The following is a 20,091-nucleotide window of genomic DNA, read 5'->3' on the forward strand; positions in this document are numbered from 1 at the left end:
GGTAGTTGACAAAGTCTAACGACGGGCACGGCAGGACCCGGCGGAGCCTCGGTGGGCGGTCGATCACGGTCTGGTCGATCACGGTTTGACCGCGGCTATGACGGCCAAGGTCTCGATGCGCTTGCCGACCGGCAGCAGGCCGGTCTCTTCCAGCCACCGGGCGCGGCTGTGCAGCACCGGCCCGAACGGAATGCGCCTCTGGGCCACCACCGAACTGCGCAGGCCGTTGGCCGCCAGGGTGTTGACCGTCCGAGGGATGTCGGCCAGTTCCGATTGCACGACGAGCAGGGTGCCGTGCCGCCGCAGCAGCGCCGGCGCGGCCGCGCACAGCGGGTCGAGCACCTGCCGGCCGTCCCGGCCGCCGTTGACTGCCAAAGCGGGGCCGGGCACCTGCGCGTGGTGCTGGTCCGGTGGCTCGGGGACATAGGGCGGATTGCACAGCACCAGGTCGTACGGTCCGGCCGCAACGGCACGGGTCCAGGCGCCCTCGAGCACCTCGATGTCGGCATCCGCGGCCAGCGCCTGCGTGCGGGCGCACTCCACTGCCGCCGGGGACCGGTCGAAGGCACTGACCGAGCACGCGCCGGCGGCCGCCGCCGCCAGCGCCACCACACCGGACCCCGTGCACAGGTCGGCCACCGACAACCCTTCCGGGGGCGCGACGGCCATCATGGCCTCGATCAGGAGATGCGAATCATGTTGCGGTTGGTAGACGTCGGGGCCGACATCGATCAATGGCCTGGCAGAGACAGGCTGGGCGAGGCCATCGGCGGTGACGGTCATGGCATCCTTCCTGGCGGGCAATGCCGGCCAGGAATTGGCCGGTCGTTGCGGACGGCTGATGATTCCCAGTTCCGGGGGCCGTTAAACGCTGCCGTGCAGCACCGCCGGCCGATGTTCGCGCACCGCGAACTCCACATCGAACCTGTCCCAGCCGACAGACAGCGCCCCGTCGCCGCGGACGTGGCGCTCATCTCTGCTGGTTACCCCTGGTCGGGGCAAGAGACACAGTCCGCGGCATCGATATCGACGTGGCCACAGGTGGGGCAGATGAACGGGATCACGGTCACCTCCAATTGACGGTCCGGCACCGACGGCGCGGATGCCGCTCCTGTACCCATCGAGGGGCCGGCCCGAAACGGGTTAGATCCCGGCGCCGAGCGGGTACCCGCCCCGCTATGGCGTTTCGGGATGTCGTGAACTCGGCCCTGGCCTTCCTGCGTCCGGGCCACGCCGGGCAGCCGGTACCGGGCGCCTACATTCCGCTGCTGGCCCTGCAGCCGCGTAGTTCCGGGTCGGGGCCGCGTGGCAGACGCTGACTTCCCGGCTCGGCGATCGGTCCCAACTGGGCCGATCGGTTAAATTTCATGGGTGGAGGGACACGAGGGTCGGCCGGTCGGCGGATCTGATGTCTCGTCGGTGGAGCAGGCGCTGGCGGGTGGCATCCCGCAGCGTGCGGGCTGGTACCGGTTCTTCTTCGCCGACGAGCGCTGGGAATGGTCACCGGAGGTCGAGAGCATCCACGGGTACCAACCGGGAACGGCCACGCCGACCACCGAGCTGGTGCTCCGGCACAAGCACCCCGACGACCAAGAGGCGATGGCGGCGACGCTGCACGACATCAGGCGTAGCCGCAAGCCGTTCAGCACTCGGCACCGGATCATCACCGTCCAGGGCACCATCCGCGAGGTCGTGGTAATCGGTGAACTGCTGCGCGACGACTCCGGTGGTGTGGTCGGCACACAGGGCTACTACATCGACGTGACGCCCGCACGGGACGCTCTGATCAGCGATGCGGTGGCCGAGATCGCGGATAATCGCGCGGTCATCGAGCAGGTGAAGGGTGCGCTGAGCCTGGTGTACCGGATCGAGCCAGAGGTCGCGTTCGACGTGCTCAAGTGGCGCTCGCAAGAGACGAACGTGAAGCTGCGGGCGCTCGCCGAGCAGCTGATGGCGGACTTCGCCGTCGTCGGGGGTGGTGAGCGGTTACCGCCGCGGGAGGTATTCGACCGGCTTCTGGTCACGGCGCATCAACGGGTCCGGGCACGCAGTGCCCGGGGCGACGCGAGCCGGCCGTCAGCTGCGATCGCTGACCAGGCGCGGAAAGCGTGATGCGCCGCGGCGAACGCCGGTCAGCGCGCCTGGCAGCGTGTCGTGGGTGGGCAACGCCGAGTCGGGGTCACAGATTCGCAGCAGCCGGGTGACCTCGCGGCTGGGGATCAATGCCCAGTTCACCCCATGGCCGGCGGCCCGCACACCGAGGGTATGCAGCGCCGAGAAGGCAGCGGTGCCGAAGAACCGGACGGCACTCAGATCGAGTATCAGGCGTTCGGTCGACGGCAGCAGCGCCGAGACGCAGCGGATGAACTCGCCGGCGTTGGCGGCGTCGAGCTCACCGTGCACGCTGACGGCCGCGGTCGACGTCTCCAGCCAGGTGGTCGAGAAGGCGGCCAGCGCGCTCTGGTGGACGGGGAGCGGTCGAGCGGTGGATGCGGATCCCATGGTGACTCCATCAGTCGGAATAACGTGTATTCGACCTGCGTGGACGGCTCAGATGACGCAACTGGCGGCAACGCCAGGAAAACCTCTGACACGAAGTGGCGGCAGCCTCCGCGTCATCGTCAGACGTCCCGCAGCTGGCTGTGAACTCAACCTGTATTGACCCTACGTCAGGAGTCCGGCGCGGGCAATCGTTGCCACTGGATTCTCATAAAGCGTCGACATACGGAAATGTCAATGGTGGCAACTCTACCGCGAATCGTGTCGATCACGTTGTCGGACAGCTTAATTGGATGCTGCATCGGTCGTTCGTTTCGGCGCTGTTACGTGTTGCGTGGCACGTTTCCGGCGTACCTGCCCGGGGTATACAGGAGTAATGACGCAAACCGATGCTGTAGAAATCTGGCCGGGCAAAGCGTATCCACTGGGTGCCACCTACGACGGTTCTGGGACCAATTTCTCGGTGTACTCCGAAGTGGCCGAGCGGGTGGAGTTGTGCCTGTTCGATGCCGATGGCGCCGAGACGCGAGTCACCCTGCCGGAGGTGGACGCGTTCGTCTGGCACGGTATGGTGCCCAACGTCGAGCCGGGTCAGCGGTACGGCTATCGTATTCACGGGCCGTACGATCCTGCGAACGGGCAGCGCTGCAATCCCAACAAGCTCCTGGTAGACCCGTACGCGAAGGCGATCGACGGCCAATTCCACTGGGATCAAAGCCTATTCGGGTACAACTTCGGCGACCCGGACAGCCGCAATGACGACGACTCCGCGGCGAGCATGCCCAAGTCGGTGGTGATCAACCCTTTCTTCGACTGGGCCGCGGATCGGACGCCCCGGCACGAATATGCCGACACGGTGATCTACGAGGCCCACGTCAAGGGGTTGACCCAGACGCATCCCGGCATCCCCGAGCAGATGCGCGGCACGTATGCGGGCGTCGGCCACCCGGCGATCATCGAGCATCTGAAGTCGTTGGGAGTCAACGCCATCGAGCTGATGCCGGTGCACCATTTCGCCAACGATTCGACGCTGATCGACAAGGGTCTGTCCAACTACTGGGGATACAACACGATCGGTTTCTTCGCCCCGGACGGCAAGTACAGCTCCAACACCACCCCGGGCGGGCAGGTGCAGGAGTTCAAGGCCATGGTGCGGGCGCTGCACGAGGCCGATATCGAGGTGATTCTCGACGTCGTCTACAACCACACGGCGGAAGGGAATCATCTTGGTCCGACGATCAGTTTTCGTGGTATCGACAACTCCGCCTACTACCGCCTGGTCAACGACGACGCGCGGTATTACATGGACTACACCGGCACCGGCAACAGCCTCAATGTACGCAATCCGCATGCGCTGCAACTGATCATGGATTCACTGCGGTACTGGGTCACCGAGATGCACGTCGACGGGTTCCGGTTCGACCTCGCCGCCACACTCGCCCGGGAGTTCTACGACGTGGACCGGCTGTCGTCGTTCTTCGAACTGGTACAACAAGACCCAACCGTCAGCCAGGTCAAGTTGATCGCCGAACCGTGGGATATCGGGCCGGGTGGGTACCAGGTGGGCAACTTCCCGCCGCAGTGGACGGAGTGGAACGGCAAGTACCGCGACACCGTCCGTGACTACTGGCGCGGCGAGCCGTCCACCCTGGATGAGTTCGCGTCGCGGCTGACCGGCTCGGCCGACCTGTACGAGCACACCGGCCGTCGGCCCGTCGCGTCGATCAACTTCATCACCGCCCACGACGGATTCACGTTGCGAGACCTGGTGTCCTACAACGAGAAACACAACGAGGCCAACGGCGAGGACAACAACGACGGGGAGAGTCACAACCGGTCGTGGAACTGTGGCACCGAAGGGCCCACCGACGACCCGGCCATCAACGAGCTACGCGGACGGCAACAGCGCAACCTGCTGGCCACGTTGCTGTTGTCCCAGGGTGTGCCGATGATCTGCCATGGTGACGAACTGGGCCGCACCCAGCAGGGCAACAACAACGTCTACTGCCAGGACAACGAACTGTCCTGGATCGACTGGGCCAACGCCGACGAGGAGCTGATCGAGTTCACCCGGCGGGTAGGCGCGCTGCGTCGGGCCCACCCGGTGTTCCGCCGACGGCGATTCTTCGACGGCAGGCCGGTTCGGCAGCGCGCGGCCGGTGGGCTGCCCGATATCGCCTGGCTGCGGCCCGACGGTACCGAGATGGGCGATGCCGACTGGGACAGTGGATTCGGAAAGTCGGTGGCGGTGTTCATCAACGGCAACGGCATTCCCGACCGCGACGCCCGCGGGCAGCGGATCACCGATGACTCGTTCTTGCTGTGTTTCAACGCGCACCACGAGCCCATCGAATTCACACTTCCCGCAGGACAATTCGGTGATCGATGGGAGCCGGTGCTCTACACCGCTGATGCCGTGCAGGCCGACGGCGCCAAACCGATCGATGCCGGGCAGACGCTGCCGGTCGAAGCGCGCTCCACGCTGGTGCTGATCGCGGTACCGCCTTCGTCGTGACCGCGATCACCGCCCTGACCAGCACACACGTCTGCCACAACAGGTTTGGGGCGGTGCCCCGGCGGGGTATCTAGCGGTCACGAGTTGCCGATCGAGAGGAAGAGCCATGGGCGACAGTGGACCTGAAGAAGCCGTGACAGGCGTCGTCGAGGACGTCAAGGGCAAGGCGAAGGAAGTGGCCGGCATCGTCACCGGCCGCGACGATCTCCGCGAGGAGGGCCGGGCTCAGCAGGACAAGGCCGAAGCCGCGCGCGACGCTGCCAAGAAAGAGGCCGAAGCCGACGCCGCCCGCGCTGCCGAAAGCGCCGCCGAGGCCCGCCAGCGGGCCGCCGAGTAACCATCGCCGCACCCGAGCGGCAGGGGTCCACCGGGCTCCTGCCGCTCGTCTGCTGTCCGACACCAAGGATGTTGACCGATGCGCGATTTCACCTGCCCCAACTGCGGGCAACGGCTGGCCTTCGAGAACTCGGTGTGCCTCAGCTGTGACAGCAGGCTCGGCTTCGCACTGGAGGCGATGGCGTTCCTGGTGATCGCCGAGGACGACGAGGCCGGGCAAGCCGGCTCCGTGGCGCGCAGTGAATATCAGCTGTGCGCCAATCTGCACCTGGCCAAATGCAATTGGTTGGTGCCCGTGTCGCCCGTCCGCAAGCTCTGTGTGTCCTGCGCGCTGACCAGGACCCGGCCCAACGACGCCGACACCGCCGCGCTGGCGGCGTTCGCCCTGGCCGAGAAGGCCAAGCGCCGGCTGATCGCCGAACTGCACGAGCTCGGCCTGCCGATCGTGGGCAGGGACGCCGATCCGCGCTACGGGCTGGCGTTCGACCTGCTGTCGAGCGCACAGGAGAAGATCTTCACCGGCCACGAGGACGGGGTGATCACCCTGGACCTCGCCGAGGGCGACGACGTGCACCGTGAACAACTGCGCGTTGCGATGGACGAGCCGTACCGCACGCTCTTGGGCCACTTCCGGCACGAGGTGGGGCACTACTACTTCTATCGGCTGGTCGCGGCGGAGCCGGACCGGTTGCGGCAGTTCCAAGAACTCTTCGGCGACCCGGACGAGGACTACCAGGAAGCGCTGGACCGCCACTACCGTGACGGTCCGCCGACGGATTGGCAGCAGGACTTCGTGTCCTCGTACGCGACCATGCACCCGGCGGAGGACTGGGCCGAGACGTTCGCGCATTACCTGCACATCCGCGACACCCTGGACACCGCCGCGGCTTTCGGTCTCGCACCGGCCGGTGCGGCGCTGGATCGGCGGGTGCTGGGTCCCAGCGGGTTCGGCACCATCACCGAGATGTGGTTGCCACTGTCCTGGGGGCTGAACATGGTGAACCGCTCGATGGGTAAGGACGACCTGTATCCGTTCGTCCTCACCGCCGCCGTGCTGGACAAGATGCGCTTCATCCACACCGTCATCGACACGGTGATCGAGGAACAAACATCCTGACCGTTTGGGGTGCTCACGTGCGGGTACCCACGGATGTGCCGTCGACTGCCACCCATCTCCAGCCCGCACTTCCCTCCGCCGTCGGCCCCGTCTCGGATGCCCTTCTCGACCATCTGGCCTGCCGCGCCCCGCGCCGGCATTACGTGCCGGTGGAGGCCCCGGTGGGCGATACGAGGCCGTACGGGCACGATCTGCAACTGGCTCTCTATGTCAGCTACGAACTGCACCATCGGGGCTTCGCCGATGTCGACCCGCGATGGGAGTGGGATCCCGGTGTGCTGCAGTTCCGGGCCCGGCTGGAAGAGGCGTTCGGTAACGCGCTGCGCGAGGACGTCGGCGACGTGTCGGCGTGCAGCGCCGCCGCCGAGATCCGCCGCTTGGGCGCCCGGTCCTCGGTGCTGGCGGATCACCTGCGCGAGCACGGCACGTGGTCGCAGATGCGGGAGTACTTCGTGCACCGTTCGGTGCGCCGGCTCAAGATCGACGACGCCGGCGCCTGGGCCACCTACGCGATGACCCCCGCCGAGTTCGACCGATCGGTGTCCGGCGCGCCGCCGCGCAGCACCAGCTGCCGGTTCGCCGACGTGCTGAGTGCCGCCGGGCTGGACGACACCTACCTGCACTACCTCGACGAGGTGACCCCCGAGGCGCTGGCACTGGTCAACATGATGTCCATGTTCGGCCTGCACCGGAACCTGCGCGGCGCGGCCACCGGTCAGCTGGTGGCAACCGAGATCAGCATCAGGCGAGCCTCGGCCGGCCTGCACGATGCCCTGCTCCGGCTCGGGGCGCCGCAACCGTGCGTGCAGTTCTACCGCGACCACGCGGGCACACTCGACGGGCCGCCCCGCTGCGAGACGCTGGGCGCCCTGCTGGAGCGCGAGCCGGAAACAGAACCCGATGTGGTACTCGGCATCCGCGCCTTCGAACTACTCGAAGAGCGCTTTGCGAGCCGGTTGCTGACGTGCTGGGCCGACGGCCGTTCGTCGCTTCGGCACCTGTCGCTGCGATGAACTCAGCGGTGCCCGATCTGGACCGCGACCTTCTGCGTGAACTGCTGGCCACCTACGGACCCTGCGGCCAGGAGGACGAGGTGCGTGACATCTGCCGGCGCGAGGTGGCGCCGTTGGCAGACGAAACGTGGGTGGACGCCGCGGGCAACCTGGTCGGGTGGCTGCGCGGCCGGGACTCCGAGGCGGCGCCGGTGCGGGTGATGGCGCACATGGACGAGCTGTCGATGTTGGTGAAACGAGTCGAACCGGACGGATCTCTGCATGTGACCCAACTGGGCACGATGTATCCGGGCAACTTCGGGTTGGGGCCGGTCGCGATGCTGGGGGACCACGCGAGACTGTCCGGGGTGCTCACCCTGGGATCGGAGCACACCACCAAGGAGAGCCCACGGATCTGGGAGACCAAACCCGACCAGGGTGACAAGGCGATGGACTGGCTGCACGTCTATGTCTTCACCGGGCGCACCCCGGAAGAGTTGGCCCGAGCGGGCATCGGGCCGGGCACCCGGGTGTGCATCGACGGCAGCAAGCGCACGCTCGTCGAGTTCGGTGACTATCTCGGTTGCTATTTCATGGATGACCGCGCGGCGATCGTCGCGGTGGTGCAAGCGCTGCGCGAGCTGGTGCGCGACGGCGGGCGCCCGGCGGGCGACGTCTATGTCGTGTTCACCACCAACGAGGAGATCGGCGCCGCCGGCGGGTCGTACGCCAGCCGCACGCTGCCTGGCGACCTCACGCTGGCGGTGGAGGTCGGGCCCACCGAGGCGGAGTATGCGACCACGTGCACCGGCGGACCGATCGTCGCGTACAGCGACGCCCTGTGTGTGTACGACAAGGTGGTGGCCGACCGGCTGGTCGATATTGCGGCCGGCCTCGGCCTGGGTCCGCAGCCGGCCGTGCTCGGTGCGTTCGAATCGGATGCATCGCATGCCAAAGCGAGCGGGGTGAGCGCACGCGCCGGGCTGCTGTGCCTGCCCACGATGAGCACTCACGGGTACGAGGTGATCACCCGTGCCGCGATCCCGTCGGTGGCGGCGACGCTGGCAGCCTTCCTTCGCGTCGGCTGACAGGTGTGTGAACACCGGCCCGCGGGTAATCGGACACGGTGAACCAGTCCGAGGCGCCGCTGGTGGACGCGTTGGCGCAGTACCACAACCTCAACCGGTACGGCTTCACGCCGCCCGGGCACCGGCAGGGCCGGGGGGTCGATCCGCGCGTGCTGGCCGTGCTCGGCCGGGAACCGTTCCGCGACGACGTGTTGGCCAGCGGGGGCCTCGACGACCGCCGCACCTCCGGACGTTTCCTCAAGCGCGCCGAGGATCTGATGGCCGCGGCAGTCGGCGCCGACGTCGCCTGGTTCTCCACCTGCGGTAGTTCGCTGTCGGTCAAGGCCGCGATGATGGCCGTCGCGGGCGGGGAGGGTGGCGGTCTCCTCGTCAGCCGTGACAGCCACAAGTCGATTGTCGCCGGCCTGATCTTCTCCGGAGTCCAACCCCGTTGGGTCACGCCGCGCTGGGATCGCGAGCGGCACATCTCGCACCCGCCCGCGCCGCAGGACTACCGCGATGCCTGGGAGAAGTACCCCGATGCGGCCGGGGCGCTGGTGGTCAGCCCCAGCCCGTACGGCACCTGTGCGGACATCGCCGGGATCGCGCAGGTGTGCCACGAGCGGGGCAAACCCCTGATCGTCGACGAGGCATGGGGTGCGCACCTGCCGTTCCACGAGGACCTGCCGACCTGGGCCATGGACGCCGGCGCGGATGTGTGTGTCGTCAGCGTGCACAAGATGGGAGCCGGGTTCGAGCAGGGGTCGGTGTTCCACCTGCAGGGGGACCTGATCGACCAGGACCGGTTGTCGGCCTGTGCCGATCTGCTGATGACCACCAGCCCCAACGTGCTCGTCTACTCGGCGATGGACGGCTGGCGCCGTCAGATGGTCGAATCCGGGCACCAATTGCTCTCCGACGCACTGGATCTGGCGGCGCAACTGCGGGCCGAGCTGGAACAGATACCCGATGTCGAGGTGCTCGATGACCAACTGCTGGGCGTCGAGGCGTCCCATGACCTCGACCGCATGCAGGTGCTGCTGGATGTCGCGGGCACAGGCACCTCCGGCTATCAGGCCGCCGACTGGCTGCGCGAGCACGAACGCATCGACATGGGGATGAGTGACCACCGGCGGATCCTGGCCACGCTCTCGTTCGCCGATGACACCGACACCACGAAGCGGCTGGTGGATGCCCTGTGGTCCTGGCGCAGTGCGGCCGAGCGGTTCGACCGCCCACCGGCCATTCGGCTACCGGCACCCGAGGACATCGAGCTGGAGACCGCAATGTTGCCGCGGGACGCGTTCTTCGGAGCCGTCGAACAGGTGCCTGCCACCGAGGCGGTGGGACGCATTGCGGCCGAACAGATCACGCCCTACCCGCCGGGCATCCCGGCCGTGGTGCCGGGGGAGCGGCTGGACGAGGCCGTGGTCGACTACCTGCGCTCAGGGGTGAGCGCCGGGATCAACGTGCCGGACCCGGCCGATCCCAGCCTGCAGACATTCCGCGTCGTCGCGGAGTGATTTGTAGAGCCGCAGTCGTAAAGGTTACGGGTGCGGCTCCACAAATCACCAGGAGCTAGGCCGACCGGTCGATGAGGTAGTCGGAGCCGCCGACGTAGACGATGCCCGGGTGGTACGGCGAGCGGGCGGCACCGGCGATGGCCGTTGCGAACTCCTCGACCGTCGGCAGCGGGGCATGGGCGCGACGGGCGTCGACCGCGCCGGGGTCGCGGCGCTGCAGCAACCGGATGATGATCGTCCCGTCGATCATGTCACCGGACACCACGGTGAAATGGATTCCGCGCCGGTCGAACTCGTGCTTCATCCCGTGCAGGGCGGTCTCGCCGGCACGCTTGCTCAGTGCGATGGGGGCGTAACCCTTCGGGACGGCCTTGTGCGGGTAGAAGTGCGCCTGGTGGCTGGTGACGAAGACGATCCGGGCGCCGCGCGGCATGAGCGGCAGCGCCAATTCGACGAGCCGCCGCTGCGCATCGCGGTTCAGCCGCATCGCATAACCGGCGTCGGCGCCCTGTTCCAGGCCGCCCGACGCGTTGAGCACCAGCATGTCCAGCCGGCCGAAGCGCCGGCCGATGTCGGTGATCATGGCGGCGGCCGAGGCTTCGTCGGAGATGTCGGCGGCGACGGTGGACGCCTGACCGCCGAGGTCGCGGATGTTGTCGGCGACCGTCTCGGCGCGCTTGGCCTTCTCCCGGTAGTTGACGATGACGTGGGTGTCGGGCTCGGCGAGTTGCCGGGCGACCTCCGCGCCGATGCCGCGCGACGCACCGGTGACCAGGACGATCTGGTTGGCGGTCCGGGTGTCCTGCATGTCGGTTCCTTCCGCTGGTCACGGCGGAGATCGCCCGCCGTGCTGGCCGTACCCGGAATCACGGTACACCGAATTTAAGAAAAATAAGAGATACCTAAGGTAACGGTAAGGTGGAGCGTCGATCGCTTTCCATGTGATGGCCGCGCCAATGCCACCGAACATGGCCTAGCGGCCAGCATTTTTGACCCGGGATGTCGACCGCCCGCTGCGCATCGGCCGCGAACTGAAGGCCGGCACGGTCTGGACCAACACCTGGGCCGCGGTCCACGACCAGTTTGAGGAAGGTGGCTTCAAACAGTCAGGCGTCGGACGACTCAAAGGGATCCGCGGCCTCGAGGAGTTCAGCAAATCAAACATCTTGAGTTCGTGGCGCCGCCGCTCTGAACGCTCCCACCGAAGATTAGGGCCGATGAGCACTGAGATGGAACCAGCCGAGGTCACCCTGCTCACCTCGCATCTGTGAACTCTCCGGAATGGAGACTATGGCACTAGCCGCATTCGCTGCCATTCTCCCGATAGCGTTGGTAGGCAACGGACTTCTCGGACCGACAATGAGTGCGCCGCCATTGCTTGCGCGGGTCCTGATTCTCGCGATGCTTTTCAGTACGTTGATGACGTACCGCATGATGCCCACTGTCACCTCCCGCCTTCGGCGTTGGCTCCTCCTGGCCGGGAGCGCGCTGACGCGAGCCAGGCGTGAACTGAACGCGGTTGTCCCGCGGCAGTGCCGGCGTCGCACACGCTCGACCGCACTGGCGGCCCCCGACTATCGGGCGTACATCTCTGCAAAGGCCTACCAAGAATGCTGGTCGGGACGTCCTGATGCCGGCCCACGCACACAAAAGGGTAGTCTGCGCGACCCGTTAACTGATGACCGTTTGGGACGTTTCACTCGTCCGCCCAGGTGACGTGCCAGAAAACGCTCGAGCGTGCGATACAGCGCGATGTTGCTGTCCGGATTGATGAACCAGTGGCCTTCGGTTGCGTTCAGCAGGTACTCGACCTCGGCGCCGCGAGCGTTGAGAGACTCGGCGATGCGGTCGGCGTGGCGGCTCGCGACACGAACATCGTTGGCGCCGTGGATCAAAAGTATCGGTGCGGTGATGTCGTCGACCCGGCTGATCGGTGAGCGAGCGAGCATAGCGGCTCGCTGGGCAGGGTCCTCCGGATTCCCGATGTATCGCACATAGCTGTTTTCCACGAGCCGACGGGCGAACGGGACAACCGATTCAACCAGATCGACGAGGTCCGACATGCCGGTGTAGCTGACCGCGGCGGCGAACCGGTCCGGGGTGAACGCGGCCCCGACGAGGGCTGCATAACCACCGTAGGAGCAACCGTAGATGGCGACCCGGTCCGGGTCGGTGTGACCTTGGCTGATCGCCCAGTCGAGGGCGTCGATGAGGTCGTCGTGCATACGTCCGGCGAACTGACCGATAGCCGCCTGAGTATGGGCCTTACCATACCCCGTCGAGCCCCGAAAGTTGACCTGCAACACTGCATAACCACGGTTGGCAAGAAGCTGTACCTCGGGGTCGTAGCCCCAGCTGTCGCGATACCAAGGTCCGCCGTGGACCAGCAGTACGGTCGGTAGGCCGCGTGGTGCAACCCCTTTCGGCAAGGTGAGGTGGCAGGGCAAGGTCAGTCCGTCGCGAGCCGTGACGCTGATCGGCGTGACGGGCGCTAGCTGGGTCGGGTCGAGATGGGGGAAGGGGCGGAACAGGCGGCGCGCCTCACCGGTGCGGTGGTCGTAGAACCAGGTGACTCCGGGATCGCGGTCGTGGGTGAAATCGACCACCCATCGTTGTGCTGTGGTATCGCAGGATATGTGGGCGGGGTCTCCGTCGGAGAGCTCGGCCAGCCGCGGCAGTACAGCGGCGAAATGCGGGTCCAGCGGGTGGATCTCTTGACGTGCGCCGAGGTATCGGGCACCAAGAAGTTCGCCGGTTCCCGGGTGCAGGATCAAGGAGGACGGAAAGCGGCGGTCAGCCTCGGGTCTAGGAGTGTCGAGGTCGAAAATCGGGTGACTGTCCACCCCGATCTGCTCGCCGGTGCGCAGGTCCAGTCGGACCAGGCGCGTGCGGTCCGAGCCACGGGACGAACCGATCCACAGCCCGGTCCCGTCCGGGGTGGGCACAGTGGGAGTGACCGCCAAGAGGACGTCGGCCCCGCTGAACCTCGTGATAGGGGCACGGTCACCGTCGACCCATTCCGACAGAACATGGGCACCGCCGTCCTCCATGGTGAACGCGAGCAACCGCCCTGGGGTGCGCATCCAGGACACGACGTCACCGGGGTTTTCCGCGACCAACGTCAACCGACCGGTGGCCAGGTCGAGCTCATAGAAGTCGGCCAGCTCGGGACGGCGCATGTTGAGCGAGACGAAGGCCGTGCCCGGTTGATCCAGAGCTAGCTGCGCGTCGAGCAGGCGGACCCCGTCGTAGGGGGTCAGGTCAATCGCGGGCTCGTCGGGTCGGTTCGGATCGGCGCGATACAGGTGCCAGTTCTCATCGCCGTCGGTGTCCTGGTGGAGCAGCAGGTAACGTCCGTCGCTGGACCAGTAGAACGTGTCGATGTTGCGTCGGCTGTCGGAGGTAATGCGCCGGACATCGGGGGAGTCGCCGTCGGGGGAGCTCCAGTCGGAGTCTGGTGCACGCAGATGCAGGTTGAGACGGCCATGCCATGGGGCGAGGTAGGCGACACTTGTGCCATCCGGGGACAGCAGGGCCCGGATGCGGCGGGGTAGACCGAAGAACTCTTCGACAGCGATCAATGTCGGTGGGGTGGTGGCGGGGTCCTTGGCTGGGCGAAGTTTGGTGCTCACCAACCGAGTTCAACCCCTGCCGTTGCGTCATACTCAAGGGCACGCCAGCGTGGCTCGCGTCTCGCCAGGGGACCGCCAGAGATTCGACTGGACATCGCGGAACAGTTGCCAGAGTAAAAGCCCTCACGGTTTGAGGAGACCATGAAAGGCCCCTCCTCGTTGCCGTCGCGTATCGGTGCCTTATTCGCCGCGGTCAGCCTGACCGGCCCCGGGCGTGGACAACTACGGGAGCTACGCCGGTTGGGTGTTGTGCGCAGTGAGCCCGGACTGTGCTCCTGAATTGCACTGATCTGGGTTAGGCGGCGAGTGCCGACATCGCCACGGCGGCGATCTCTGTCATGACAGGCCGGAACCCGTCGGCGTTGGGATTGTTTGTGGCGGAGCGCATCATGACCGACAGCACGACCTGTTGACCGCCGGGTCCGAAACCGAGTCCGACATCGTTGGTGGAGCCATATCCACCGCTACCGGTCTTGTCGGCCAGGATCCATTCCGGCGGCATCCCCGGACGCAGACTGGAGGTGGAGTTGGCCACCATCCACTCGATCAGTTGTCGGCGGGATTCCAGAGTCAAAGCTGTCCCCTCCAGTAGCGCTCGGTTGCCGTCGCCGAGAGCCTGTGGCGTGCTGGTGTCGCGCGCATCCCCGGGTGTGGCGGAGTTCAGCTCCGTCTCCCAGCGATCGAGGCGAGTCTCGTTGTCGCCGATGCTGCGGGCGAACTCCGTAATTGCTGACGGGCCTCCGACGGTCTTGAGCAGGTAGTTGGTCGCGGCATTGTCGCTCTTCTGCAGCGCAGCCGCGCACAGCTCTGCGACAGGGATGCTGCGGCCGACCCAGGTTTCGGTAACCGGGGAGTTGGGAACAATGTCGGCGCCGTGAACCGTGACCGAGTCGGTGAGTGCGAGTTCCCCGCGTTCTGCCTTCTGCAGAACGCGCGCGGCAACGTAGGTCTTGACCGAGGAGCACATCGCGAACCGGTCGTGGTTCCGGTGTGTAATGGTGTTTTGGGTCTTGAGATCCAGTGCGTACAGACCTATCCGGGCTTGATGACGTAGTTCGGCCTCGAGGATGTAGCCTACGACGTCGGGTGCGGGTCGGGCATCTGCCCTTAGCGGGTGGGCCACCGTCAAGGCGGTGATGGCGAGCGCGCCGGTGAGCACGCTTCTGCGTGAAATGCTTGTCATTAACAACGGCTTTCGGTCTGAGGTGGCGCACCCGGGGTGCGGCGAGGGTTGAACTCACGGCGTGAGCAGTACGCTGCCGGTGGTTCTGCGTGCTCCGATGTCCGCGTGAGCCTTTCGTGCCTGCGCGAGCGGATAGACGGTGGGGGCAACGGTGCCGAAGATGCCGCCTCGTAGTGCATCGAAGATGGCAGCAGACCCGGCAGCCACCAGATCGGGGGTGTTGACGTACTGACCAGTGCTGGGCTGAACGAAGCGTACGTTCCGCTCGGCGAGGTCGCCCGGGTCAACAAGGGGCAGCCCTGCGGCATGACCGTACAAGACAGCCGTGCCACCAGGTTTCACGAGCGGCCAGAGTTTGGCGAAGCCCGGTCCTCCCACGCCGTCGAAGAGCACGTCGATGCTTCGGGCACCGACGATGGCGATGATGTCGTCACCAGCGGAACCGGGTTGTGCAGAGACCACCACGTCTTCGATCCCGGCTTGGCGCACCTGCGCTGCTTTGTGCTCGGAGCCGACGATGCCGATCACGCGAACGCCCGAAACGCTCAGCCACCGAGTCAGCAATGTGCCCACCCCGCCGGCGGCCGGACCGACGACCACGATATCCCCCGGTTTGACCTCGACGATGAGATTGATCAGTGCCCACACCAGCATGCCTTTGGACAGCACTGCAGCAGCTGCTTCGGTGGTGATGTCATCGGGTAGGGCGACCAGCTGGCCGCCGTCGATGAGACGTTGTTCGGCGTAGGCACCAAGGTCGGTCCAATAGGCGACACGGTCTCCGACGTTCCATCGTGACGCTTTATCCGCCACCTCGGTGACCCTTCCGGCGCCCTCCATACCCAAAACTGCCGGGAAGTCGCGCAACGGGAAGATTCCTGCACGGAAGATGAGGTCGACGTAGTTTACGCCGATGTGGTCATGGGTCAGCTGAACCTCGCCATGTTTCGGTGGGGGAAGAGTGCGGTCGCTGAACTGCAGCACTTCCGGGCCACCATGAGAGTGAATGTATACGACACCGCTCACGCGCAAATCCTGTTCGTAGTCGAATGATTGGCAGTTTGGCGCGCCCACACCGCAGCCCTCGAACTAGCTCATCCGTATCGCTTACGGAGCCCCCGAGCGGTCTCTGCCTGCGGTGACGCCCCTTTTGCTGGCTGGTCACAAGTGCTGGCGATGACCCGTTTCAGCGGCCTGCGTGATCGCCTCGAGCACCCGGTGACGATCGAGCGCGACCGCGAAGTCCGGTGCATCGGCGGTCCCGTCGCGGAGGTCTGCGGCGAACTGGGCGTAGAGGCGGGCGACACCCACCGCGGGTGCATCGAGGTACAGGTCGGGACCCGCATATGCGGGTGGGACCTGTAGCCGCTGGACATACACGGACCCTAGACGAGTGTCGCCCCGCTGGCAATACGATACGTCTCGTATTGACACGAGACGAAACGAATCGTATTGTTGCTAGCGCGACACACGGTTGCTGGCCCCGCAAGGAGTCCTATGCCGCCGGTGCCGTGCCGATCACTTCGGTGGCGGTGCTCTCCAGAGGGACAACGAGATTGGCACGCGAGCAGCACTCCGCCCCCTTTATCCGACAGCCTCCACGAGCACGCCGGGGGCAGCGGCGTCGCTCGCCTGGGAAACGCAACCTCTCAACGCCCGCCACAACGCTGACAGGCACGCCGTCGCTGCTTGAGCCGGAGCCGCATCCCTTAGGTACGTCGCGACCGACTCGGTGGCAGTCGAGGCCGGGTCGGTGCGACATGCCGCGTCGCTGGAAACACGGAGCACGTTTCACCCTGATCCATCTACGAATACGCAGGAGCAATGACGTCACCCGTTGAAGTCCGGTCCCGCCGGTTCCCTTGGCGACCCATCCGCATCGTCCGCAACAATCTCCGTAGCTTCCTCGCGATCAACGCGGCCATGTACGGCCTGTTCCTCCTCGGCTTCGCCACGGGGCTCGTATTCCCGAATCTCGTGCACGCGCAGGAAACTCGGCTGGTCGAAGACGGTACGACGGACCTCGTCCGGTCTCTGATCGACCGCCCTTGGCTCTTTGCGCTGACCATCCTCGCGGTGAACACCCTAAAGATGGGCGCGCTCACAATCGTTCTGCCATCGATGATGGTGCCCTTCGCGGGGATCGCGCTGTCCGCGTATTGGGCTTTCACGACAGGGATCACACTCGTGCCGTCGAGTGACATCGGCTGGGTGGCGCTGGTCCCTCACTCCCTGACGATCGTCATCGAGTTCCAGGCCTACATCCTGCTGCTACTTGGTGCGTACCTGCTCGGTAAGAACTGGGTCCGGCCGGCAGCGGCCGGTTCCGACACCCGACGTGGCGGCTATCTCCGCGGACTTCGCCAACTGGGATGGCTGGCCCTCGCCGCCGCCCTCCTGCTCATCGTCGGCGCCGTCTATGAGGCGTTCTCGCTGAGGTACCTCCTACACCCACTAGCGCAATGGATTTTGTAATGGCAAACGGCCCAGGAACAACGGAGCGGGCCGGCCGACCAAAAGGCGTGCCCAACGATTTCGACCCAACACCGCCGGCGCCGGCCGGCCCACTGGCCATCGACACGAACTCCGACTGGGAGCTGGTCGCCGCCGCCGAGTATCCGCAGCCAGGATCGCGCTCCGGGAGGCGGGGGAAGGTGTTGGGGTCGTTGCCCGACGCGGGCATCGGAAACGCCCTCGACGCGTTGCCCGTTGCCTTTCGGATGGCGGTGGACTTCGCCGACGTCGAGAGCTCACCTGCACGGAGATCAGTGCGATCGTGTGCCCGCCGCCGGGAACCGCCATATCCCGAACCCGCCGCAGTCGATGCGGCTACCTGTCCTGTTAACCGCCGTCGCCACCGACCTCGGATTCGCGGGAGTTCCAGCAGAAGGACGGGTAGTTGCACCATCGACGGCCAGCGGCATCGGCAACCGTCAGAAACACGAGGATGTAGTCGTCATGAGAAGCCGGACCCCATCGAAATCATCTGCAGCATCAACGAATTTTCACGTGACGCGTCGGACGCTCTACGCGATGGCAGTGGGCGCGGCGGTGGCCGCGATGGTCATTTGTGGCGGCCCGGGACAGGCGAACGGGGAGCCGACGGTCTCCTCCCTCGCCAGCTGCGCCGATGTCGAAGTCGTTTTTGCTCGCGGCACCTTCGAGAGCCCAGGCGTGGGAAAGGTCGGTGAACCATTCATCGAAGCGATACGCCAACGGCTACCCGACCGCACCGTGGGAACTTACCCTGTCAACTATCTGGCGTCCCTACAGTTCGATCGCGCCGTCGAAGGCATCGTGGATGCCGCCAACCGCCTGCGACATGTCGCGGACCGTTGCCCCGCCACCGACATCGTCGTCGGCGGGTACTCTCAGGGCGCGGCCGTCAGCGCTTACCTCACCAGCGAGACCGTTCCCGCCGGATACGCGCTGACCGCGCTACCCCCGGACATCGCCGAGAAGATCACCGCGGTGGTCCTGTTCGGTAAACCGTCACCGAGAGTGCTGACCCTATTGCAGCGTGACGCCCCTGCGATCGAGATCAGCCCCGCCTTCGACGACAGGACCATCGAACTCTGCGCGCCACGGGACCCGGTCTGCGAATCGGGCGGCCTCGACCGCGTCGCCCACAGCGCCTACGCCGTCAATGGAATGGATGATCAGGCCGCCGAATTTGTGATCGGCCGCCTGCGGAACCACTGAGTGAGACAGCGGCGCCCGCCGCCTGCACTTCCGATGCTCACCTAAGGTGCCATGTCACCTAGTTGATAAATGTCAAACACAACAACGCTTTTCGACAAAAGGAGGATGAGATGGCTCAGCTCGAAGGAAAGACAGCACTGATCACCGGCGGCACATCCGGCATCGGTTATGCGACGGCGCGCGCCTTCGCCGACGAGGGCGCCAAGGTGTTCATCACCGGGCGTACCCAACAGCGCGTCGACGCCGCCGCAGCATCGCTGGGTTCCGGTGTCGTCGGTGTTGCCAGCGATGTCACCCGCACCGAGGATCTGGATCGACTGGTCGAAGTCATCCGCGACGCAGGTGCCGGCCTTGACATCGTCTTCACCAACGCCGGCAGTGGCGAGTTCGCCACGCTGGAGGACGAGACACCCGAACACCTCATCGACACGTTCAACCGCAACGTGGGCGGGACGGTGTTCACCGTGCAGAAGACGCTGCCGCTACTCAATCCCGGTGCCTCGATCGTGCTGTCCGGCTCCACTGCGGCCACCAGGGGTATGCCGGCATTCGGCGCCTACGCCGCGGCGAAGGCTGCTGTCCGGTCCTTCGGCCGCACCTGGGCCACCGAGTTGGGCGAGCGTGGCTTTCGGGTCAACACAATCATTCCCGGTCCCATCCTGACCGAGGGACTCACCGAGCTGGTGCCTGACGAAGACCAGCGGCAGGTGTTCTTCGACGGTCTGGCAACGAACCCGATGAAGCGGATAGGTGATCCTGCCGAACTGGCCGCCGTGGCGGTGTTCCTCGGCTCCGATGCGAGCAGCTTCATGACGGGTGCGGAGATCTTCGTCGACGGGGGCATCAACCAGGTTTAGCCGGTCTATTTGAGGTCGGGACGCGGCACGGTGCCCTCGCGCAACAGCCTCTCGTGTACAACGGCGAAGATGTCGGCGAGGGCATCCTCGTGCTCGGGATCCAAATCGGCGAAGAACGTCCGGTGCGGTTCGCCCCGGGTGGGCTGCGTGGCGTGGGTAAGTCCGCATCCAGCCGGGGCCGCGCACGATATGGGGGCGCGTTGGTCGCCCTTCTCAGTCCGCCCACGAATCATGGATAATGAGGATATCCACGAAGGACGCGAAAAGCATTGCGATGGCTGTCAAATAGAGCTATCTAGCGTCACGACGAGCGTCTTGTTGCGGCCGGATGCTTGCGGGACGCATCCGACAATTCCCCGGCGGGGGCGAGGTTGGGCTACTGGAGTTCTCGGCCGGGCAGAACCGTGGGATTCGAAAGCGACAGGCAGCGACCCGTCCATCGAAAATTGTTGCAGCAGTAGAGTTTGCGAACTCTAGTAGAGAAGTGCGAGATTTGGTTTGGTCGTATTCCCCTCCGAACGATCGCTACCGCGGTTGACTGTCGGCGCAGCTGCAACCGCCAAACACGGACGCCTTGACGCGCCGACAGCTGCTCGACGGTGCCGTGAGAATGACGCGTCCCGCGGGACTGAGCACGACCGCTCGGGGGTACTGACCGTCCTGGTGAT

Annotated in this window: 20 protein-coding genes; 12 read left to right on the forward strand and 8 right to left on the reverse strand. The window is 65.8% G+C overall.

Annotated elements, in window-relative coordinates; translation table 11 throughout:
* Positions 1-78 precede the first annotated feature (78 nt).
* Complete coding sequence (locus tag AWB94_RS19375) at positions 79-783, reverse strand: HemK2/MTQ2 family protein methyltransferase (protein ID WP_084395280.1); 705 nt, start codon at positions 781-783, stop codon at positions 79-81.
* A 395-nt stretch (positions 784-1,178) separates the two neighbouring features.
* On the opposite strand from AWB94_RS19375, the gene AWB94_RS35185 reads away from it, so the two are divergent.
* Positions 1,179-1,319, forward strand: a complete 141-nt coding sequence (locus tag AWB94_RS35185) for a hypothetical protein (protein WP_165605351.1) — start codon at positions 1,179-1,181, stop codon at positions 1,317-1,319.
* Between the two features lie 52 nt (positions 1,320-1,371).
* Positions 1,372-2,112, forward strand: coding sequence for a PAS and ANTAR domain-containing protein (locus tag AWB94_RS19385; protein WP_062657788.1), 741 nt, complete (start codon positions 1,372-1,374; stop codon positions 2,110-2,112).
* Here AWB94_RS19385 and AWB94_RS19390 read toward each other — a convergent pair.
* A complete protein-coding gene (locus tag AWB94_RS19390; RefSeq protein ID WP_062657787.1) occupies positions 2,077-2,502 on the reverse strand; it encodes an STAS domain-containing protein in 426 nt (141 codons plus the stop codon). The two genes, AWB94_RS19385 and AWB94_RS19390, sit on opposite strands and share 36 nt — an antisense overlap.
* Positions 2,503-2,875: 373 nt before the next feature.
* On the opposite strand from AWB94_RS19390, the gene glgX reads away from it, so the two are divergent.
* The 6 genes from glgX (at position 2,876) to AWB94_RS19420 (ending at position 10,049) form a co-directional block, all read left to right on the forward strand.
* Complete coding sequence (gene glgX / locus AWB94_RS19395; RefSeq protein ID WP_062657786.1) at positions 2,876-5,014, forward strand: glycogen debranching protein GlgX; 2,139 nt, start codon at positions 2,876-2,878, stop codon at positions 5,012-5,014.
* Between the two features lie 106 nt (positions 5,015-5,120).
* Positions 5,121-5,351, forward strand: a complete 231-nt coding sequence (mbp1, locus tag AWB94_RS19400; RefSeq protein WP_062657785.1) for a microaggregate-binding protein 1 — start codon at positions 5,121-5,123, stop codon at positions 5,349-5,351.
* Positions 5,352-5,429: 78 nt separating this feature from the next.
* A complete protein-coding gene (locus AWB94_RS19405) occupies positions 5,430-6,467 on the forward strand; it encodes a zinc-binding metallopeptidase family protein (protein WP_062657784.1) in 1,038 nt (345 codons plus the stop codon).
* Positions 6,468-6,484: 17 nt separating this feature from the next.
* On the forward strand, positions 6,485-7,480 hold the full coding sequence (locus AWB94_RS19410) for an iron-containing redox enzyme family protein (RefSeq protein WP_234811805.1): 996 nt from the start codon (positions 6,485-6,487) through the stop codon (positions 7,478-7,480).
* 8 nt (positions 7,481-7,488) lie between these two features.
* Positions 7,489-8,547 carry a M42 family metallopeptidase gene (locus tag AWB94_RS19415; protein WP_409365977.1) on the forward strand — a complete coding sequence of 353 codons (1,059 nt, stop codon included), beginning with the start codon at positions 7,489-7,491 and terminating at the stop codon, positions 8,545-8,547.
* A gap of 38 nt (positions 8,548-8,585) precedes the next feature.
* Complete coding sequence (locus AWB94_RS19420) at positions 8,586-10,049, forward strand: aminotransferase class I/II-fold pyridoxal phosphate-dependent enzyme (protein ID WP_062657781.1); 1,464 nt, start codon at positions 8,586-8,588, stop codon at positions 10,047-10,049.
* A 55-nt stretch (positions 10,050-10,104) separates the two neighbouring features.
* On the opposite strand, the gene AWB94_RS19425 is transcribed toward AWB94_RS19420, so the two are convergent.
* Positions 10,105-10,857, reverse strand: coding sequence for an SDR family oxidoreductase (locus AWB94_RS19425; protein ID WP_062657780.1), 753 nt, complete (start codon positions 10,855-10,857; stop codon positions 10,105-10,107).
* A 181-nt stretch (positions 10,858-11,038) separates the two neighbouring features.
* On the opposite strand from AWB94_RS19425, the gene AWB94_RS19430 reads away from it, so the two are divergent.
* Positions 11,039-11,320, forward strand: a complete 282-nt coding sequence (locus AWB94_RS19430) for an aldehyde dehydrogenase family protein (protein ID WP_062657779.1) — start codon at positions 11,039-11,041, stop codon at positions 11,318-11,320.
* 330 nt (positions 11,321-11,650) lie between these two features.
* Here AWB94_RS19430 and AWB94_RS19435 read toward each other — a convergent pair whose 3' ends face one another.
* From AWB94_RS19435 to AWB94_RS19450, 4 genes are all read right to left on the reverse strand, one after another.
* Positions 11,651-13,681 (reverse strand): S9 family peptidase, encoded by a 2,031-nt coding sequence (locus AWB94_RS19435; protein ID WP_084395279.1) that lies wholly within the window; start codon positions 13,679-13,681, stop codon positions 11,651-11,653.
* A gap of 295 nt (positions 13,682-13,976) precedes the next feature.
* Positions 13,977-14,864, reverse strand: coding sequence for a class A beta-lactamase (bla, locus tag AWB94_RS19440; RefSeq protein ID WP_085122481.1), 888 nt, complete (start codon positions 14,862-14,864; stop codon positions 13,977-13,979).
* Between the two features lie 54 nt (positions 14,865-14,918).
* The gene (locus AWB94_RS19445) at positions 14,919-15,890 is read right to left on the reverse strand and encodes a zinc-binding dehydrogenase (protein ID WP_165605349.1); all 972 of its coding nucleotides are present in this window, start codon (positions 15,888-15,890) and stop codon (positions 14,919-14,921) included.
* Positions 15,891-16,025: 135 nt separating this feature from the next.
* Positions 16,026-16,244 carry a hypothetical protein gene (locus AWB94_RS19450; protein WP_062657777.1) on the reverse strand — a complete coding sequence of 73 codons (219 nt, stop codon included), beginning with the start codon at positions 16,242-16,244 and terminating at the stop codon, positions 16,026-16,028.
* 444 nt (positions 16,245-16,688) lie between these two features.
* Here AWB94_RS19450 and AWB94_RS19455 point away from each other — a divergent pair, with 444 nt between their 5' ends.
* From AWB94_RS19455 to AWB94_RS19465, 3 genes are all read left to right on the forward strand, one after another.
* On the forward strand, positions 16,689-17,339 hold the full coding sequence (locus AWB94_RS19455) for a YdhT family protein (RefSeq protein ID WP_062657776.1): 651 nt from the start codon (positions 16,689-16,691) through the stop codon (positions 17,337-17,339).
* A gap of 558 nt (positions 17,340-17,897) precedes the next feature.
* Complete coding sequence (locus AWB94_RS19460) at positions 17,898-18,566, forward strand: cutinase family protein (RefSeq protein ID WP_062657775.1); 669 nt, start codon at positions 17,898-17,900, stop codon at positions 18,564-18,566.
* Between the two features lie 110 nt (positions 18,567-18,676).
* Positions 18,677-19,423 (forward strand): SDR family oxidoreductase, encoded by a 747-nt coding sequence (locus tag AWB94_RS19465; RefSeq protein ID WP_062657774.1) that lies wholly within the window; start codon positions 18,677-18,679, stop codon positions 19,421-19,423.
* A 5-nt stretch (positions 19,424-19,428) separates the two neighbouring features.
* On the opposite strand, the gene AWB94_RS19470 is transcribed toward AWB94_RS19465, so the two are convergent.
* Positions 19,429-19,656 (reverse strand): hypothetical protein, encoded by a 228-nt coding sequence (locus tag AWB94_RS19470; RefSeq protein WP_062657773.1) that lies wholly within the window; start codon positions 19,654-19,656, stop codon positions 19,429-19,431.
* Between the last annotated feature and the right edge of the window lie 435 nt (positions 19,657-20,091).

Origin of the sequence: Mycolicibacterium canariasense, assembly GCF_002101555.1 — a bacterium.
GTDB classification, from domain to species: Bacteria; Actinomycetota; Actinomycetes; order Mycobacteriales; family Mycobacteriaceae; genus Mycobacterium; species Mycobacterium canariasense.

Excerpts from the sequence above, each read along its gene's own strand:
- AWB94_RS19375 (WP_084395280.1), bottom strand. The coding sequence starts at position 783 with ATGACCGTCACCGCCGATGGCCTCGCCCAGCCTGTCTCTGCCAGGCCA.
- AWB94_RS35185 (WP_165605351.1), top strand. The coding sequence starts at position 1,179 with ATGGCGTTTCGGGATGTCGTGAACTCGGCCCTGGCCTTCCTGCGTCCG.
- AWB94_RS19390 (WP_062657787.1), bottom strand. The coding sequence starts at position 2,502 with ATGGGATCCGCATCCACCGCTCGACCGCTCCCCGTCCACCAGAGCGCG.
- glgX (WP_062657786.1), top strand. The coding sequence starts at position 2,876 with ATGACGCAAACCGATGCTGTAGAAATCTGGCCGGGCAAAGCGTATCCA.
- mbp1 (WP_062657785.1), top strand. The coding sequence starts at position 5,121 with ATGGGCGACAGTGGACCTGAAGAAGCCGTGACAGGCGTCGTCGAGGAC.
- AWB94_RS19405 (WP_062657784.1), top strand. The coding sequence starts at position 5,430 with ATGCGCGATTTCACCTGCCCCAACTGCGGGCAACGGCTGGCCTTCGAG.
- AWB94_RS19425 (WP_062657780.1), bottom strand. The coding sequence starts at position 10,857 with ATGCAGGACACCCGGACCGCCAACCAGATCGTCCTGGTCACCGGTGCG.
- bla (WP_085122481.1), bottom strand. The coding sequence starts at position 14,864 with ATGACAAGCATTTCACGCAGAAGCGTGCTCACCGGCGCGCTCGCCATC.
- AWB94_RS19455 (WP_062657776.1), top strand. The coding sequence starts at position 16,689 with ATGACGTCACCCGTTGAAGTCCGGTCCCGCCGGTTCCCTTGGCGACCC.
- AWB94_RS19460 (WP_062657775.1), top strand. The coding sequence starts at position 17,898 with ATGGCAGTGGGCGCGGCGGTGGCCGCGATGGTCATTTGTGGCGGCCCG.
- AWB94_RS19465 (WP_062657774.1), top strand. The coding sequence starts at position 18,677 with ATGGCTCAGCTCGAAGGAAAGACAGCACTGATCACCGGCGGCACATCC.
- AWB94_RS19470 (WP_062657773.1), bottom strand. The coding sequence starts at position 19,656 with ATGATTCGTGGGCGGACTGAGAAGGGCGACCAACGCGCCCCCATATCG.